The sequence below is a fragment of the Streptococcus sp. A25 genome, assembly GCF_043674095.1.
In the GTDB taxonomy this organism is placed as follows: Bacteria; Bacillota; Bacilli; order Lactobacillales; family Streptococcaceae; genus Streptococcus; species Streptococcus suis_V.
The window spans coordinates 40,381-56,908 of sequence record NZ_JBIMJO010000010.1; the positions used below are offsets into that span (position 1 = coordinate 40,381).

The 16,528-nt window shown below is 44.1% G+C and carries 18 protein-coding genes; 2 read left to right on the forward strand and 16 right to left on the reverse strand.

Going from position 1 to position 16,528, the window contains the following annotated elements:
* Positions 1-5: 5 nt before the first annotated feature.
* The 5 genes from mnmG to mnmA all read right to left on the reverse strand — a co-directional run bounded on the left by mnmG (position 6) and on the right by mnmA (position 4,548).
* The gene (gene mnmG, locus ACHBID_RS05735; RefSeq protein ID WP_394731828.1) at positions 6-1,916 is read right to left on the reverse strand and encodes a tRNA uridine-5-carboxymethylaminomethyl(34) synthesis enzyme MnmG; all 1,911 of its coding nucleotides are present in this window, start codon (positions 1,914-1,916) and stop codon (positions 6-8) included.
* Positions 1,917-1,921: 5 nt separating this feature from the next.
* Positions 1,922-2,374, reverse strand: coding sequence for an NUDIX hydrolase (locus ACHBID_RS05740; RefSeq protein ID WP_394731827.1), 453 nt, complete (start codon positions 2,372-2,374; stop codon positions 1,922-1,924).
* Positions 2,352-2,795 (reverse strand): NUDIX hydrolase, encoded by a 444-nt coding sequence (locus ACHBID_RS05745; RefSeq protein WP_394731826.1) that lies wholly within the window; start codon positions 2,793-2,795, stop codon positions 2,352-2,354. The genes ACHBID_RS05740 and ACHBID_RS05745 overlap by 23 nt, the downstream gene beginning before the upstream one ends.
* 16 nt (positions 2,796-2,811) lie before the next feature.
* Positions 2,812-3,264, reverse strand: coding sequence for an NUDIX hydrolase (locus tag ACHBID_RS05750; RefSeq protein WP_394731825.1), 453 nt, complete (start codon positions 3,262-3,264; stop codon positions 2,812-2,814).
* Between the two features lie 159 nt (positions 3,265-3,423).
* Entirely contained in the window at positions 3,424-4,548 is a 1,125-nt protein-coding gene (gene mnmA, locus ACHBID_RS05755; RefSeq protein ID WP_394731824.1) for a tRNA 2-thiouridine(34) synthase MnmA, read from the reverse strand.
* 215 nt (positions 4,549-4,763) lie between these two features.
* Here mnmA and sdaAB point away from each other — a divergent pair, with 215 nt between their 5' ends.
* Both sdaAB and sdaAA read left to right on the forward strand, forming a co-directional pair.
* Positions 4,764-5,435, forward strand: coding sequence for an L-serine ammonia-lyase, iron-sulfur-dependent subunit beta (gene sdaAB, locus ACHBID_RS05760; protein WP_024379555.1), 672 nt, complete (start codon positions 4,764-4,766; stop codon positions 5,433-5,435).
* Positions 5,436-5,447: 12 nt separating this feature from the next.
* On the forward strand, positions 5,448-6,320 hold the full coding sequence (gene sdaAA, locus ACHBID_RS05765) for an L-serine ammonia-lyase, iron-sulfur-dependent, subunit alpha (RefSeq protein ID WP_105111322.1): 873 nt from the start codon (positions 5,448-5,450) through the stop codon (positions 6,318-6,320).
* Positions 6,321-6,359: 39 nt separating this feature from the next.
* On the opposite strand, the gene ACHBID_RS05770 is transcribed toward sdaAA, so the two are convergent.
* From ACHBID_RS05770 to yfmF, 11 genes are all read right to left on the reverse strand, one after another.
* Entirely contained in the window at positions 6,360-6,971 is a 612-nt protein-coding gene (locus ACHBID_RS05770) for a DUF3642 domain-containing protein (RefSeq protein WP_394731823.1), read from the reverse strand.
* Between the two features lie 114 nt (positions 6,972-7,085).
* The gene (locus ACHBID_RS05775; RefSeq protein WP_105111324.1) at positions 7,086-7,754 is read right to left on the reverse strand and encodes a response regulator transcription factor; all 669 of its coding nucleotides are present in this window, start codon (positions 7,752-7,754) and stop codon (positions 7,086-7,088) included.
* Positions 7,747-9,132, reverse strand: a complete 1,386-nt coding sequence (locus tag ACHBID_RS05780) for an ATP-binding protein (protein WP_172074156.1) — start codon at positions 9,130-9,132, stop codon at positions 7,747-7,749. The genes ACHBID_RS05775 and ACHBID_RS05780 overlap by 8 nt, the downstream gene beginning before the upstream one ends.
* A 116-nt stretch (positions 9,133-9,248) precedes the next feature.
* Positions 9,249-9,944 carry a peptidoglycan-binding protein LysM gene (locus tag ACHBID_RS05785; protein WP_394731822.1) on the reverse strand — a complete coding sequence of 232 codons (696 nt, stop codon included), beginning with the start codon at positions 9,942-9,944 and terminating at the stop codon, positions 9,249-9,251.
* 130 nt (positions 9,945-10,074) lie between these two features.
* Complete coding sequence (locus ACHBID_RS05790; protein ID WP_394731821.1) at positions 10,075-10,872, reverse strand: energy-coupling factor transporter transmembrane component T family protein; 798 nt, start codon at positions 10,870-10,872, stop codon at positions 10,075-10,077.
* Positions 10,865-11,707 (reverse strand): energy-coupling factor transporter ATPase, encoded by an 843-nt coding sequence (locus ACHBID_RS05795; protein WP_105111327.1) that lies wholly within the window; start codon positions 11,705-11,707, stop codon positions 10,865-10,867. Before ACHBID_RS05795 ends, ACHBID_RS05790 begins: the two co-directional genes overlap by 8 nt.
* Entirely contained in the window at positions 11,683-12,519 is an 837-nt protein-coding gene (locus ACHBID_RS05800) for an energy-coupling factor ABC transporter ATP-binding protein (RefSeq protein ID WP_105138564.1), read from the reverse strand. The genes ACHBID_RS05795 and ACHBID_RS05800 overlap by 25 nt, the downstream gene beginning before the upstream one ends.
* On the reverse strand, positions 12,516-13,055 hold the full coding sequence (pgsA, locus tag ACHBID_RS05805; protein ID WP_105122462.1) for a CDP-diacylglycerol--glycerol-3-phosphate 3-phosphatidyltransferase: 540 nt from the start codon (positions 13,053-13,055) through the stop codon (positions 12,516-12,518). Before pgsA ends, ACHBID_RS05800 begins: the two co-directional genes overlap by 4 nt.
* Before the next feature lies 1 nt (position 13,056).
* Positions 13,057-13,914, reverse strand: a complete 858-nt coding sequence (locus tag ACHBID_RS05810; protein ID WP_105111329.1) for a RodZ family helix-turn-helix domain-containing protein — start codon at positions 13,912-13,914, stop codon at positions 13,057-13,059.
* A gap of 78 nt (positions 13,915-13,992) precedes the next feature.
* Positions 13,993-15,273, reverse strand: a complete 1,281-nt coding sequence (gene yfmH / locus ACHBID_RS05815) for an EF-P 5-aminopentanol modification-associated protein YfmH (RefSeq protein ID WP_394731820.1) — start codon at positions 15,271-15,273, stop codon at positions 13,993-13,995.
* Positions 15,270-16,523 carry an EF-P 5-aminopentanol modification-associated protein YfmF gene (gene yfmF, locus ACHBID_RS05820; protein ID WP_394731819.1) on the reverse strand — a complete coding sequence of 418 codons (1,254 nt, stop codon included), beginning with the start codon at positions 16,521-16,523 and terminating at the stop codon, positions 15,270-15,272. Before yfmF ends, yfmH begins: the two co-directional genes overlap by 4 nt.
* Between the last annotated feature and the right edge of the window lie 5 nt (positions 16,524-16,528).

A 16,528-nucleotide genomic window follows, 5' to 3' on the forward strand; every position in this document is an offset into this window, starting at 1 on the left:
AAGGACTACTTCTTATCCTTATTTTTGGCAATGGAACGGCTACGCCCTTCCAAATAGACCATGAGAATAGAGATATCTGCTGGATTGACACCAGATATCCGACTAGCCTGGCCAATAGTTTCTGGTGAAATCAGCTTAAATTTCTGACGAGCCTCGGTCGCAATGGAGTCAATGTCATCCCAGTCGATGTCGGCTGGAATCCGTTTTTCTTCCATGCGTTTCATCTTCTCTACTTGGTCCAAGGCCTTGGCAATGTAACCTTCATACTTGACCTCTGTTTCAATCAATTCAATGGTCTTGGCATCCAACTCCTCTGCCGCAGGGCCGATAAAGGCTACCGCATCTGCGTAAGTCACATCTGGACGACGCATGAATTCCTTGGCAGTCAAAGCGTCTGTCAAGGGCTTGAAGCCCATAGCAACGACTTTTTCATTGGTTTCCTTGATTGGCTTGAGTTTAATAGACTCCAAGCGTTTCATTTCATTGTCAAACTGGTTTTTATGGATTTGGAAAACCTGCCAGCGTTCATCATCCACCAAGCCCACCTGACGACCAATCTCCGTCAGTCGCATATCGGCATTGTCATGACGCAAAATCAAGCGGTATTCTGCCCGACTGGTCAAGAGGCGGTAAGGTTCCACCGTTCCCTTGGTCACCAAGTCGTCAATCATGACACCTATGTAGCCGTCACTTCGTTTCAAAATCAGCTCTGGCTTGCCCTGTACCTTGAGGGCGGCGTTGATACCAGCTACAATTCCCTGACCAGCTGCTTCTTCATAACCTGATGTTCCGTTGGTCTGACCTGCTGTAAAGAGCCCTGAAATCTTCTTGGTTTCCAGCGTCGCCCGCAACTGGTGCGGCATGACCATATCGTACTCAATGGCATAACCCGTCCGCATCATCTGGGCATTTTCCAAGCCTTTAATAGAGTGAATCAAGTCCTGCTGTACATCTTCTGGCAGACTGGTTGACAGCCCTTGAACATAAATTTCATCGGTGTTGCGGCCTTCTGGCTCTAGGAAAAGCTGGTGGCGTTCCTTGTCGGCAAAACGGACAATCTTGTCCTCGATTGACGGACAATAACGGGGACCAATCCCCTTAACAATCCCTGAAAACATAGGTGCCCGATGGAGATTGCTGTTGATAATCTCATGGCTGGTCGCATTAGTATAGGTCAACCAGCAAGGAATCTGATCCTGCAAATAATCCTCATCCTTGGACAAAAATGAAAAATGGTTAGGCTTTTCATCGCCTGGTTGAATCTCCGTGTCTTCATAGTTAATGGTACGAGCATTGACACGCGGTGGCGTTCCTGTCTTGAACCGACCGATTTCAAGACCAAGCTCCTTCAGATTATCCGCCAGCGTGATAGAAGCAAGGCTATTGTTAGGGCCTGATGAATATTTGAGGTCACCGATGATAATCTCACCACGCAGGGCTGTACCAGTTGTCACTACGACCGCCTTGGCTGAGAATTTCTGGTTGGTAGCCGTGCGGACACCGATAACCTTGCCATCCTCCACCAAAATCTCATCAATCATAGTTTGACGTAGGGTTAGATTTTCCTGACGCTCCACCGTCCGCTTCATCTCTGCTGCATACTCTGCCTTATCTGCCTGAGCCCGCAAGGCACGAACAGCTGGCCCCTTGCCCATATTGAGCATTTTCATCTGAATGTAGGTCTTGTCAATGTTGCGGCCCATTTCGCCACCCAGGGCATCGATTTCCCTTACCACAATCCCCTTGGCAGAGCCGCCAATAGAGGGATTACAAGGCATAAAGGCCACCATATCCAAATTAATAGTTGCAAGCAAGGTCTTACAGCCCATCCGACTGGCTGCCAAGCCCGCCTCTACACCCGCATGCCCCGCACCAATCACGATGACATCGTAGTTTTCTGCAAATGTGTGTGTCATGTTGTTTACTCCTTCATGTTCATAATGTGTTTAACTTGTCCACTCCAGTTTGGCAATTCCTCTGCCAGAAAAACTGGTACGACATCTAGGTTGACAAGTTTGTCAACGTCTATCCATTCACAAGCTTGTTTCAAGTTGTCTTCAATCATCTCCTCAGGCATTTCTCCAACAGGCTCCACGATAAAATGAAGCTCGATATTGTGAAAGTCTATACCTTCATGTGTAAATTGATTTTCAACAACAAAAGCCAATTGATTGACACGACTGTCAACCCCTAATTCTTCTTTGACTTCTCGAACAGCCGCATCCGCTGCTACCTCATTGACCTCAATCGCACCGCCAATGGTATAATAACGCCCATTAGAGTCCTTAGTGAGAAATATTTTCCCATCTTTTATAATCAATGCAGTGGCACGAACACCGAAAATCTGGTTGTCAACTCTGGTTCTGAAATCCATTCATCCTTCTCTTTTCTAAAATTTCGTCCAGATATGGAACTAAGTTTTTCTTATTTTTATCGCTAGGGGCTAACCATAGAAAATCTGTATGTTCTTCTAGGTCAAGAAGAATGGTTTTGGGCTGTTCAAGAAGCTTCACTTCATAGACCAGCCTCGTAAATACAGTCTGCTTCTCTTCATCGAACTGACTATCTTCATGGATAATGGTCAGATTTTCCTTTTCTATCAAAATACCTGTTTCTTCAAAACACTCTCTCACTGCAGCATCACGGGGCAACTCATTCTCCTCAACACGACCGCCTGGAATGTCCCAATGCTGCGGAAAGACATTGGGTTTGCCACGCTTAATCTGCGAACGCTGAATTATCAAGTGGCTGTCTGCAACAGTCAGCAAGACATGGACAATCAATTTAACAGGCATGGTTTCCTCCGCTACTTTAGTTGTCTTTGTTCATAAAATGCTTTAGTTGTCCGTCCCAGTTGGCTAACTCGGTCTTAAGAAAGGCTGGATTGAGATCCAGTTTCTCTAAGTCCGCAAAAGCAACCCATTCACACTGGCGAACAGAATTCCCTTCTTCCAGATTGGTCGCTGGATTAGACAGTGGGGTAACTATATAGAGAAATTCAATCTGATGATAGGATTTCTCCTGCAAGGTGAACTGATTTTCAACGATGAAAGCTAGTGGTCCAACCTCCACATCAATTCCGATTTCTTCTTTCATTTCCCGTTGCACAGCCTCTTCGGTTGTTTCGCCAAGCTGAATAGCTCCACCCAAAGTGTAGTATTTCCCTTCAGGCGACTTAACGAGATAAAGTTTCTCATCTTGTACCACCAAGCCCGTTGCCCGAACACCGAAGATTTGATTGTCGTGTCTCGTTCTGAAATCCATCTTCTCTCCCCAATCGCAAAAAATAGCCAAAACTCTCGAAAATTGCAGGACAAAAAAGCCTACAATTCCCATGAGCTTTGACCATCATAGTTCTTGTTAGAAATATTGTATCAAATTGTCCTGACAAGTCAAGTTAAACAATCTTTACAAACCTGTCAACTAAATATACTGACAAGCCTCTCCATCTTTATAGGCCATATCAATCATGCCACCGCCCAGGCATTCTTGTCCGTCATAGAAAACAACGGCTTGTCCTGGTGTAATGGCCCTTTGTGGCTCTGCAAATATGACTTCTGCCTTATCACCTTTTACCTTGACAGTTACTTGACTGTCTGGTTGACGGTAGCGGAATTTAGCTGTACACTCAAGTGTAAACTCTTCAGGCATATCCCGTGTAAAGTGGACTTGACTAGCTTGTAAAGAAGTTGACATCAAGGACTCATGATAGAAACCTTGACCGACATAGAGGATATTTTTGGACAGGTCTTTTCCGACAACAAACCAAGGCTCATTGTCCCCGCCGATTTGTCCTCCGATACCAAGCCCGCCCCGCTGGCCGATCGTATAGTACATAAGGCCGGTATGTTCTCCCATATCACGACCGTCAACGGTCATCATCCGACCAGGCTGGGCTGGCAAATACTGCCCTAAAAATTCTTTGAAGTTCTTTTCACCGATAAAGCAGATGCCTGTCGAGTCTTTCTTTTTAGCGGTTGCCAAGCCTGCTCGCTCTGCTATTTCCCTTACCTGAGACTTTTGTAAATGGCCGAGCGGAAACATGGTTTTCTGCAGCTGTTCCTGTGAGAGTTGGCTAAGGAAATAGGTCTGGTCCTTGCCATTGTCTGCCCCACGTAGCATGTGAACGGTGCCGTCCTCGTCGCGTGACACCTGAGCGTAGTGGCCCGTCGCCACATAATCCGCACCCAAGTTCATAGCGTAATCCAAGAAGGCCTTGAACTTGATTTCCTTGTTACACATGACATCTGGATTGGGGGTGCGGCCAGCCCGATACTCTGCTAGGAAATACTCAAAAACGCGGTCCCAATACTCTTTTTCAAAGTTAACAGAGTAGTAAGGAATGCCGATTTGGTCTGCCACTGCAGCCACATCCTTATAGTCTTCTGTTGCTGTACAGAAGCCATTTTCATCCGTGTCATCCCAGTTTTTCATGAAGATGCCGATCACATCGTAGCCCTGCTCCTTGAGCAAGAGAGCCGTAACCGATGAGTCCACACCGCCACTCATACCGACAACAACACGGGTTTTCGAATTGTCTATTGACATCATCTTCTCCCATCTTTTCGTAGAAATAACGATTTGAAGGTCGTATTCCAAAATTTTTTCAAAAAACGATTTGAAGGTCGATTTTGAACAACTTGTATTATACCACACAAAAGGGTGAAGAAACAGGAATTTGGTATTGAAACCCCATTCATCTAGGCATTCTATCCAAATCAAAAATTTGATATAATAGTATTAAGAAAAACGTGAGGATAGTTATGACAAATTTAAAATTTCAATCGGTCTTTGATATTATCGGGCCTGTTATGATTGGACCTTCTTCCAGCCATACAGCTGGGGCAGTCCGCATTGGGAAAATTGTGTCTTCCATCTTTGGTGATGAGCCAACCGAGGTCGAATTCCAACTTTACAACTCTTTTGCCAAGACCTATCGTGGGCACGGTACGGATGTGGCCTTGGTAGCAGGCATTTTAGGCATGGATACAGACGACCCACGCATTCCTGACTCTCTGGATATTGCTCGGGAGCGTGGTATTAAGGTTTACTGGCGTGTCAACAAGGACAGCAATACCCCCCATCCCAATACCACACGAATCATCATTAAAAATGACAAAAAGTCCATCTCAGCCACAGGCGTTTCAATTGGTGGAGGCAATATACAAGTAACGGAGCTCAACGGCTTTTCTGTCAACCTGAATATGAACACTCCGACAATTATCATCGTTCACCAAGATGTTCCAGGTATGATTGCCAAGGTAACTGACATCTTATCAAAATACAATATCAATATTGCTCAAATGAACGTGACACGTGAACAAGCTGGCGAAAAAGCTATTATGATTATCGAAGTGGATGCTCGCCAATGTGAAAATTCTATTGCAGAAATTGAAAAAATTCCCCATCTGCACAATGTTACCTTCTTCAACTAGAAAGAGAAAGACATGTTTTATACTATCGAAGAATTAGTTCAGCAAGCCGAACAGTTTTCTGGCAATGTAGCTGAACTCATGATTGCGACTGAAATTGAATTGACAGGGCGTAGCCGAGAAGAAATCTTGACAATCATGTCAAGAAACTTGACAGTCATGAAAGCGTCAATTGTTGACGGATTGACAGAAAGCAAGTCCGTTTCTGGATTGACAGGTGGTGATGCTGCCAAGTTGGACACTTATATGAAAAAGGGCAAGACGCTATCTGATTCCTCTATCCTATCCGCAGCAAGAAATGCTATGGCTGTCAACGAGTTGAACGCCAAAATGGGCTTGGTCTGTGCCACCCCAACTGCTGGCTCTGCTGGTTGTTTGCCTGCCGTTCTTGGTGTTGCTATTGACAAGTTAAGCTTGACGGAAGAGCAACAACTTGACTTCCTCTTTACAGCTGGAGCCTTCGGTCTAGTTATTGCCAACAACGCCTCCATCTCTGGAGCAGAAGGAGGCTGTCAAGCAGAAGTTGGCTCTGCCTCTGCTATGTCCGCAGCGGCATTAACCCTTGCTGCTGGAGGAAGTCCCTACCAGGCTAGCCAAGCCATCTGCTTTGTCATCAAAAATATGCTAGGGCTGATCTGTGATCCAGTCGCAGGTCTGGTAGAAGTCCCATGTGTCAAACGAAATGCAATGGGAGCTAGCTACGCTATGGTGGCCGCAGATATGGCACTGGCAGGAATTGAATCCAAAATCCCTGTAGATGAAGTCATCAATGCCATGTACCAAGTAGGCTCTGCCCTACCAACCGCCTTCCGTGAGACTGCCGAAGGAGGCCTGGCTGCCACACCAACTGGTCGCCGACTGGCACAAGAAATCTTTGGCGAAAATTGACAACCTTGTCAAGACAAAAGGACCTCTACGGTCCTTTTCTTATTGTTTTGTGAATGTCAAGCTATCCTGTTGGTTAAAGAGTTCCTTGTCAAGTTCTGTCAAAGTTAAATTATTTCCTTCCAAAGTATAGCTTTCAGCCTCGCCATCTACATAGGCCAGCTTCTTATCCAAGTCAAAGATAATTTGTTCCAAATCCTGCTCACCATCAGTATCCAATTCAACAAGAGTTGCCTGATTGCCCTTTACAGTCAGGGTATACTGGTCATTTCCAGCGGTTGCTGTATAGGTGCCATCCAGTTCAGACTTGTCAACTAAGTTTACACCGTAGGCATTTGTCAAGGCTTCCAGGCTCGTTGCAGGAGCTGTCTGGCTAGTATTGGTAGCTGTATTTGTAGAAGAAGGGATAGTGACAATCTTATCATCTAAATCTTGTTCCAATCCTAATTGACGCTCGACTTTATCCTCTGCTATCTCCAATTGATTGTCAAACACTTCAGCCGCAATCATACCAGCACCACTCAAAACTGCCAATCCTAGAGCCAGAAAAACTAGCTGCTTGGTAGTCATGCCCATAATTTTTGACTTAGCTTTCTGCCAAAAACCTTGTTTAGCAACTGCATCGTGTTCAATAATTTCGTGTTTGTTTTCCATTCTTATGACCTCATTTCATTTATCCAGCTCATTGGCTGATAAGATAAGTATAGCTGACAAGTATGAACATAAGGATGAAAATTTCTAAACAAATTCTAAACGAATCTAAATAAATTATCCATTGAGTCGGTAGCCAGCTCCCCATACAGTCTCAATCAGGTCTGAACCCAACTTATCCCGCAGGCGATTGATGTGAACCGTCACCGTAGCACTATCTCCAACATAGTCAAATCCCCAAATTTTCTCAAACAACTGGTCTTTTGAAAAGACACGATTGGGATGTTTTGCCAGATAAACAAGCAACTCAAACTCACGGTTGGGTAGCTTGATTTCCTGACCAGCCTTGATAACCTTCCAATTTTCCTGATAAATGGTCAAGTCGCCAAGGACAATCTCTGCTTGCTCTGAGGGTTTGGCCAAGCGCTGATAACGGGCCAAATGAGCCTTGACACGCGCCACCAACTCCATCGGATCAAAGGGTTTGCTGATATAATCGTCCGCACCTAAGCCCAGGCCACGCACCACATCAATTGTCTCCTGCTTAGAAGTCACCATTAAAATAGGAAAATCAACCTGCTCCCGAATGGCTCTGCAAATGTCGTAGCCCGTTTTATTAGGTAACATCACATCCAACAGCAATAAGGAATAATCTTCTTTTTGAATTTCTTCCTCAACTAGTCCACCGTCATGGACCAGATCCACCTCATAGCCCTGCATTTCCAGATAATCTCTTTCCAGGTAGGCAATCTCCAAGTCATCTTCTGCAATTAAAATTCTAGTCATTCTCTTTCTCCAAAGGCAGTAAAATAGTAAAAACTAGTCCGTCACAGTTATCAACCCTGATACTGCCGCCTAGTCTCTCGATAATATCTTTGACAATGGCTAGGCCAAGTCCATGGCCGTCCGCCCCCTGTCTGGCCTGGTCCTCCCTGTAAAATGCTTCAAACAATCTGTCTTTTGCCTGCTCCGAGACACCACGACCATTGTCAGCAAATAGCAATTCAAGTTTTTCTCCCTTTACACGACTTGTCAAGGTGATGACAAGATTATCAACTTTTGCATATTTCCGAGCATTTTCTAACAGATTATCCAAGACTCGCTTAAACTGCACAATATCTACTTTCACAGGAGTTTGAGGAACCAAATCTACTATAAATTGTACCTGACCATCTGTAAACTCGACTTGCTTTTCTGTCAAATAAGTTGTCAAGATTTCCTGTAAATCTACAATTTGGAAATCAAAGGGCATCTGGTCAGTATCCAAATTTGAGAAGAGAAGAAGTTTTTCCAACAGCTGCTCCATTGCCAGGGATTTTTGATAAATGGTCTGCAAATAACGTTCTCTCATTTCATCCGTATTGGCAACCCCGTCCAAAACTCCCTTGGCATAGCCCTTGATAGAAGTCAACGGCGTCCGCAAATCATGGGAAATATCTGCTACCATTTGGGTACGGTTCTTCTCGTACAGTGTGGTCTGTTGCTCTGCTATTGCCAAAGACTCCTGCATATTATTAAAACCCTTTGTAAGTGCTTCGAACTCACGGTCACCCTGGTAATCTATCGGCTCTTGATAATTACCACGGCTGATGCGTTCAACTGCTGCATGGAGCTGATTGAGCGGTCGCAGGATAACCGCAAGCATTCTACGTGTAAAGAGGAAGTTGACAAGGGTGACAAGCACCATCCCTATCCCACCAACTAAGAGTAGCTGGCTGAGAAAGGACTGAAATTCTGAAAAACCTGATTGACTATCACTATCCTCAAAAAGTGCATAGAGTTGGTAATACTTCCCTTCCTGGACAAGGAGACGGCTGATGACCACTTCCCCATCTACATAGGAAACATGGGCTGTCTTGGATACCGTCACACCTGCCAAATCTTCAATATCTTCCTCAATATTAGAATAAAGGACCTGGCCGGCCTCCTCTACATGGAGCTGGGCCCCATTCATAGCCAACTGACTAGCAAGACTAGCAAAATCAGTCCCTGTAAACTGCTCTATACTCGACTGACTAGTAGCTGTCCGTTGGCTAGTTGACTGCATATTAGCCCTGTTTTGGTAAATGCTATTGGCCACATAAATGCTGACTCCCAGGATAGCCAACATGGAGATAATCAACATGACCATATTTAATCGGAAAATTCGTTTTTGCAGGTTCATTTCTTCTCTCTTTTCTATCGAAACTCTATTATAAGCGATAGTGTCAATTTCTGTAAAGTTGAAGAACTTACAGACAAGAAAAAAAAGCCTAGCAAGCTAGACTTTCAACATTCCTATTAATACCAACCATTGGCAATCCAGAACTGGTAGGCATTTTCCCATGAACCGTAACGTTGCAATACATAGTTGTCTGCTACACGCTCCTGGTTTTCAGGTGAAAAATCACCATTTAGGTAAGAACTTGTGAGCTGGTAACGACCATAGTAGATACCATTTTGAGCTGTATAGCTGCCACCAGACTCTTTTTGAGCAATAAATTCTTTGGCAGCTGCTTCACCGACACCTGCAGTAACAACTGGCTGGGCTGCTTGAACCTGAGCTACAGGTTGGGCTTGGACAGCTTCAGTAGCAACTTGTTGCACCTGTACTTGTTGATATTCAGGTTGAGCAACTTGAACAACGGGCTGTTGTACTTCTGGGGTTGTCTCAGGGCTAGCTACTTGACTTGTTTCTGTAGCTGGAGCAACTTCTTCCGCTTTGGAAGCTTCAGTCGTCGTACTTTCCTCAGTACTCTCTGGCTTCTTTTCTTCTTTTTTTACATCAGAAACCTTTTTCTCTTCCTTGGATTCATATGTTTTCTTTATCGTATCCTCTTTGGCTGCAACAGCTGAAGAATTGGTAGATTGGTCAACAAAATCAGCAATGCTAAATTCAGAATGGTAGGTATCAGCGATAGCAACGCCAGCTGTAAGTGCTACGAGGGCGGTCGCTACTCCGATAATTACATTTTTCAATTTTTTTGTAAATGTCATAAAATATATAGTTTCCTTTCATATGACTGAAACTATCTTACAACTTGATTATTACTTTTGTTTTATAATTCCATTACAAATATTACAGCATTGTTTGTTTTTTACTAAAAAACACAATTGTTCGTGTTTTTTAAGGGGTTTTCAAAAAATATAAGAGCAAGCCCAAACAAATCATAGACAGAATTGCTAGGCTATCTGCCAACTTCCAATCCAGTACCCGATACTTGGTCCGGCCATCGCCCCCCTGATAACCTCGAGCCTCCATAGCTGTCGCCAGGGCATCTGCTCGCTTAAAACTAGATGCAAAAAGCGGTATCAAAATAGGGATAACAGACTTAACCTTTTGAATGATATTTCCTTCATTGAAGTCAACACCCCGCGCCCGCTGAGCATTCATAATCCGAGTCGTGTCGTCCATCAAGGTCGGCACAAAACGCAAACTCATGGACAACATAAGCCCAATTTCATGAACTGGCACCTTGATTTTCTTGAGAGGAGCAAGCCCCGCCTCAATACCATCTGCCAAACTAAGTGGTGTCGTTGTCAGAGTTAGGAGAGTTGAAAAGAAGATAATCAGGACAAAGCGCACAAAAATCACTGCCGCCTGTTGCAAACCTTCCACCGACAATTTGAAAATCCAGAATTCCCACAAAACCCTTGTTCCTGGTGTAAAGAAAATCTGGAAGAAAGTGGTAAACAGGATAATCCCAATCATGGGCTTGACACCATTGATGAAAAAGGACAAGCGAATGCGAGAGAGCAAAATCAAACCGAGAACAAAGGCAATCAACAGCGCATTGGTTACCAGATTATTGGCCCAGAAAATAATTAACAGAAAGGCAAACATGGCCAAGAGCTTACTTCGAGGGTCTAGGCGATGCAACAGCGAGTCACCAGGAATGTAGCGACCTAAAATTAACTTATCCATGCGTCACCATCCTTGTAAATTCCTCAATCGTAATAGGCAAGCGCTCAAAAACAAAGCCCCTGCGCTCCAGATTGGCAGCAAACTTGGTGATTTTGGGAACACCCAGCTGGATCGATTCCAAAAAATCAACCTCTTGGAAAACATCAATCGGCTTGCCAGAACGAACCAGCTTGCCCTTTTCCATGATGTAGACAAAATCAGCATAATTAGCCACGTCATCCATCAGATGCGTCACCAAGACAATGGTCATCCCATTCGCATGGAGTTTCTTGAAAATATCCATCAGCTCCTGACGACCAGCCGGATCCAAACCAGCAGTCGGCTCATCCAGAACTAAAACAGACGGTTCCATAGCCAGGATGCCCGCAATGGCTACACGGCGCATCTGACCTCCAGACAAATCAAAGGGGCTGCGGTCATAGACCTCCTCTGAAATACCAACCAGAGCCAGTTTTTCACGCGCAATCTTCTCAGCCTCTTCCTTAGAAACACCAAAATTCTGCGGACCGAATGCCACATCCTGCAAGACAGTCTCATCAAAGACCTGGCTTTCTGGAAACTGAAAGACCAAGCCGACTTTCTTACGCACCTGCTTGATATCCTTATTTTGAGATGTGCCCGTGATAACCACATCATCGATGACCACACTGCCTTCTGTCGGTACATTAAGACCATTCAAAAGCTGTAAAATCGTCGACTTCCCGGATCCAGTATGACCAATCAATGCCGTATAGGACCCGTCCACAATCTCCAAATCCACACCAAAAAGCGCCCGCCCCTCAAAAGGAGTGCCGGCCTGATAGGTATAGCTTACTTCTTGGAGATGAATTCCCATACAGTTTCCTCTAATTCTTCCTCTGTAAAATAGCGGAGCGGAACAGCTAGTCCAGCCTGACGCAAGGACTGGGCCAATTCTGCCGTAAAGGGCTGGTCCAAGTCCAAATCAGCCAAATCGTCCCGCATAAACAAGTCAGCTGGTGTCGAAATCGACTCTACTTGACCATTTTTCATAACAATAACCCGATCGCTAAGCGCTACCTCATCCAGGTCATGGGTAATGGAAATAACCGTCATGCCATGCTGATCCTTAATATCTTTAACAATCTGAATCAAGTCCAGGCGCCCCTCTGGATCCAGCATGGAGGTCGCCTCGTCCAAAATAATAATCTTTGGACGCAAGGCAACTACACCAGCAATGGCAACACGTTGTTTCTGACCGCCAGATAGACGAGCTGGTTCTCTAATCTTGAAATCAGCCATTCCAACCAATTCAAGCGCCTCCTGGACGCGCTGACGCATTTCAGCCAAGGGGATGCCTTGGTTTTCCAAACCAAAGGCCACATCGTCCTCAACCGTTGCCCCGACGAATTGATTATCTGGATTTTGGAAAACCATACCAATCAAGCGACGCTTGTCCCAAACATTGTCAACAGTCAGCTTATCTCCATCAATAAAAATATCTCCAGACTCAGCCTCCAAAAGACCATCAATCAGACGAACCGTCGTTGACTTTCCTGAACCATTGTGGCCGATAATGGACAACCATTCCCCCTGTTTCACGTGAAACGTCACGTCGTTTAATGTATAATTTTCAGCTTCTTCTTCGTATTTATACTTGAGATGCTTTACTTGGATAATATCTGTCATTTGAATGTATCTTTAAATAAATAAGACGCACCCTTGAAATAATCATAGCCTGAATAGAGGGTGAAAAAGAGTGCGATATAGAGCGTGATTTGACCGAGCAAATTCCAGTGCAATAGGAGAAAAATAATGGCAAACATCTGTGAGAAGGTCTTGATTTTACCTGGCATAGCCGCAGCTAGCACAGTACCACCATTTTCTACCAACAATAGGCGAAGGCCTGTCACGGCCAACTCACGACAGATGATAATAGCCACCACCCAGGCAGGGGCAAAACCAAGCTCCACCAGCATGATGAAGGCCGTCATAACTAAAATCTTATCAGCCATGGGATCGGCAAATTTTCCGAAGTTGGTCACAACCTGCCATTTACGGGCCAGATAGCCATCCAAATAGTCTGTCACACTAGCCAAGGCAAAAATAATCGCAGCCAAATAATGGCTCAGTGCATCTTTCCAGACGGTCAAGAGTAGGATAAAAATCGGAATCACCAGTATCCGTCCTACCGTCAAGGCGTTGGGTATGTTTTCTTTTTTCATATTATTCAACCGTTAAATAGATAACTCCAGGATCAGCTGTGATGGCTGACGTATCCAAACTATTGCCAGCAATTTTGATAGAGACACCCTCTGTCACACCTAAAACCAGATTAGCGGCGTTTATGCCTTCTGGAATAGTCGCCGTGACTGTATTGGTTTCTGGAGATAGAACAAATCCACCCGCAATTTCTGAATCAGATAGACTGACCCAGCTAGTAGCATCTGTCACGGAAAGTTCCACCTCAACTGGACCCGCGTGTTCAGAAAGGACGACCGTCAACTCTGAGCCACCACCCGAGGTCGTTAAAGTCCCTGAAGCCAACTCCTCTTGACTAGATGAACTAGAGGATTCATCTGTACTTGTAGAAGATGTATCAATTGCTTCCTCTGTCGATTCTGGGGAACTCTCTGAAACCACCTGGATAGTCGACGGAGCCAACTCTTTTCGTTCTTGATTCTGAACTCTATTCAATACGACATAGGTCAACAAGATAAAGATAGAGGTCGCAGCTAGTAGCAGGTAAACCAATGGTAAAATCGACGGTTTCTTCTTTCTAACCTTATAGCTTCGTTTTAATTCTGAAGCATGCTCTTCTTCCTGCCCATCCTCATGATAGATGACCAAACTATTTGTCATAAAAGCATCTACCAGGACATCACCATCTAGGTCTAGTACTTCCGCATATTTTTGCAAGAAAGAACGCGTATAGGATGGGTCTGGTATGACATCAAAGTTATTAAATTCTAAGGCCTGTAAGTACTTAGCTTGAATCCCCGTCAATCGCTGAATTTCTACAAAATTCCAACCGCGACTCTCTCGGGCAGACCGCAATACCTCTCCTATACTTTTCTGGATCATAGTTTCCTCTCACTTACAATAATTTTCAATATAATATTTTAACAAAAAACTCATGAAATTTCGATGATAAGTTGCTAATTATTTCGGAAAAATCATATAATCTGTCATATCACAGTTCTCAATAAAGGATTGACCCACTTCCAAGACATACTGCAGACCGATAGATTCTATCAACTGAGGAAGGTCGAAAATACTTGCCCCCTCCAAACTATTGGCTACAAAATGGCTGGCCGTAAATTCCAAAGAATTGAGACTACGAATAAAATCCCCGTACATTTCCTTCTTCAGCAGGGCCAAGTGTTCCTCCGAAACATCCGGATCCTTGGCGAAACGGCTGACAGCCTTGCGCAAGCTGGCTGATAAACTGATTGGTTCCTTGGTATCCGCTGAAAAAATGACATGATGATAGTCTGGTGTTACCTCAACCTGGAAATGGAAGGACGAATCAATTTTCCCTTGATCATACAAGGTCTGGTAACGCTGTGATGTCCAACCAAAAAGCATGGCAAACAAAAGTTGCAGGCTGATTCGATAGGATGGTAAGTGAGCGAGAGAAATGGAATCGTTGCCTCTCAGACCTAATGCCAATTTAGGGCTGGCCACTTCAAAATACTCAGTCCGATTTTTCAAAATATCCAACTTTTTAACCGGCAAATGCTCAATCGGCTCAATCTCTGTATCATTCTGGGCAAGCTGGAAAGTTTTTACCTGTTTCCAGACCTTCTTAACATCAAAATTCCCAATGACAAACAGGCTCATTTTTGAAGGATGATAAAAAGTCTCAAAATTTTCATATAAATCCTCAGCAGTGATAGCCTTGATAGATTCAATCGTGCCAGCGATATCGTGAGCCAGGGCTGTTTCTGGATAAAGGGACGACAATATACCTGTATAGAGACGGTAGTCCGCATCATCCTGATACATCTCAATCTCTTGACCAATAATCCCCTGCTCCTTGGACACATTTTCAGCCGTAAAATGTGGCTCACGGACAAACTGCTGGAGCAAGGCCAGACATTCCAAAACATTTTCCGTTGTTGAAAAGAGGTAGCTAGTCTGCCTCAAGCTAGTATAGGCATTGGCACTAGCCCCCAAATCCGCAAACAAATTCATCACATCATCTTCATCAGCAGTCTCAAATAATTTATGCTCCAGAAAATGAGCAATCCCTTCAGGATAGGAATATTCCTGTCCCTTCTTTTTAAAATGAGTATGAAGGGCACCAAATTCTGTGGTCAAGATACCATAGGTTTCCTTAAAATCTGTTTTGGGAAGAAAGGTAACTGTCAACCCATTGTCAACTGTCGCATAGTAGAGTACTTCCTTCATGTAGGGGTACTTTTTTCTTCTAATTCTCATTCTTTAATGCCCTCCATGAAGTAAACAGCCTGTAAACGCACCAGCTGACCAACTCGTAAAATGTCCTCTCTAGATACCTTGTTTACAGCCTCAATCCACTCTCCCCATGTCACATTCCTTTGACCCATGGTGACCTGATTGTAAACTTGTTCCAGTAGATTATTTTGCCTATCCTGGGCCAGAGTTGCAGAATGAACCAGCATATTTTTTGTCAAATTTAGGTCATCCTCTGTAAACTTCCCTTGCTTAAGAGCCATAACTTGCTGTCTAATCAACTTGATAGCCTTGAGTTTATCTTGTCTGTTGATACCGGCATAAATCTTCAACATTCCTGAAAAGATTGAAATCTGACTGCCAATCGTATAGGCCAAACTTTCTTTTTCCCGCACATTCATAAATAATTTTGAATGGGAAAAAGCACCCAGTAAACCATTGAAAACCAATAAGGCTGGATAGTTTACATCATTGTAAACCACCTGTAAATGGTAAGCTAGTTCTAAAATCGATTGACGAGCCTCTTTTCGCTCAACTCTCTCCCTAGTAACCTTAGAATAAGCTTGCTGGTATTCTAATTCCAACTTGGGGTTACGGTATTTAAAACTGAAAGATGAAAACTTTTCTTGCACCAAAGCCTGGTCTACCTGACCGAGAACGAAAATATCAATCTTATCCAAGCGCAGCATGTTACTATAGGTTTTGAAGGCCGTCTCCGCCGTTACCTGCTCAACCAAATCAATCCGTCCAACACGGGGAATTTGAACTGCCTCATCCTCATAATAAAGTTTACTCATCTCAACATCCGCATGATAAAAATTGTCCTCCACCTCAGTTTCTAAAAAACTAATTAGATTATTTTTCTCAACTGCAAAGACATCTTCCTTAAAGGCACTGCCGTTCTTCAAAGGTTTGAAGAGACAGGCCTCAAGAAAATCAATAATCTCACCGGTAATATCCTCTTGTTCAGGCAAATAGTGAGGGTTGATGTAGGAAATCGTCAAATCCACAAAATGAACTCGTCCTCTCTTTGATACAGAAGTTGAAAAATGAGCTCCGTAGAGTTCTGCCAAACGCATCCGCAAGCGTTGGGCGCTAGGATAATCTTGATTGCCCATTTCTAGCAAATTCGCCACCAATACACGTCCTGCAACCGTCTGTTCACTCATCTCCGCCGCAAACCGCACACGAATTCGATTGGTCGTGAATTTATCTGATTCAATAAAATGAAGCTCAACACCTTCTTGTAATTTCATCCTTT

Coding starts and splice junctions, on each gene's coding strand:
- mnmG (WP_394731828.1), bottom strand. CDS start 1,916: ATGACACACACATTTGCAGAAAACTACGATGTCATCGTGATTGGTGCG.
- ACHBID_RS05740 (WP_394731827.1), bottom strand. CDS start 2,374: ATGGATTTCAGAACCAGAGTTGACAACCAGATTTTCGGTGTTCGTGCC.
- ACHBID_RS05745 (WP_394731826.1), bottom strand. CDS start 2,795: ATGCCTGTTAAATTGATTGTCCATGTCTTGCTGACTGTTGCAGACAGC.
- ACHBID_RS05750 (WP_394731825.1), bottom strand. CDS start 3,264: ATGGATTTCAGAACGAGACACGACAATCAAATCTTCGGTGTTCGGGCA.
- mnmA (WP_394731824.1), bottom strand. CDS start 4,548: ATGTCAATAGACAATTCGAAAACCCGTGTTGTTGTCGGTATGAGTGGC.
- sdaAB (WP_024379555.1), top strand. CDS start 4,764: ATGACAAATTTAAAATTTCAATCGGTCTTTGATATTATCGGGCCTGTT.
- sdaAA (WP_105111322.1), top strand. CDS start 5,448: ATGTTTTATACTATCGAAGAATTAGTTCAGCAAGCCGAACAGTTTTCT.
- ACHBID_RS05770 (WP_394731823.1), bottom strand. CDS start 6,971: ATGGAAAACAAACACGAAATTATTGAACACGATGCAGTTGCTAAACAA.
- ACHBID_RS05775 (WP_105111324.1), bottom strand. CDS start 7,754: ATGACTAGAATTTTAATTGCAGAAGATGACTTGGAGATTGCCTACCTG.
- ACHBID_RS05780 (WP_172074156.1), bottom strand. CDS start 9,132: ATGAACCTGCAAAAACGAATTTTCCGATTAAATATGGTCATGTTGATT.
- ACHBID_RS05785 (WP_394731822.1), bottom strand. CDS start 9,944: ATGACATTTACAAAAAAATTGAAAAATGTAATTATCGGAGTAGCGACC.
- ACHBID_RS05790 (WP_394731821.1), bottom strand. CDS start 10,872: ATGGATAAGTTAATTTTAGGTCGCTACATTCCTGGTGACTCGCTGTTG.
- ACHBID_RS05795 (WP_105111327.1), bottom strand. CDS start 11,707: ATGGGAATTCATCTCCAAGAAGTAAGCTATACCTATCAGGCCGGCACT.
- ACHBID_RS05800 (WP_105138564.1), bottom strand. CDS start 12,519: ATGACAGATATTATCCAAGTAAAGCATCTCAAGTATAAATACGAAGAA.
- pgsA (WP_105122462.1), bottom strand. CDS start 13,055: ATGAAAAAAGAAAACATACCCAACGCCTTGACGGTAGGACGGATACTG.
- ACHBID_RS05810 (WP_105111329.1), bottom strand. CDS start 13,914: ATGATCCAGAAAAGTATAGGAGAGGTATTGCGGTCTGCCCGAGAGAGT.
- yfmH (WP_394731820.1), bottom strand. CDS start 15,273: ATGAGAATTAGAAGAAAAAAGTACCCCTACATGAAGGAAGTACTCTAC.
- yfmF (WP_394731819.1), bottom strand. CDS start 16,523: ATGAAATTACAAGAAGGTGTTGAGCTTCATTTTATTGAATCAGATAAA.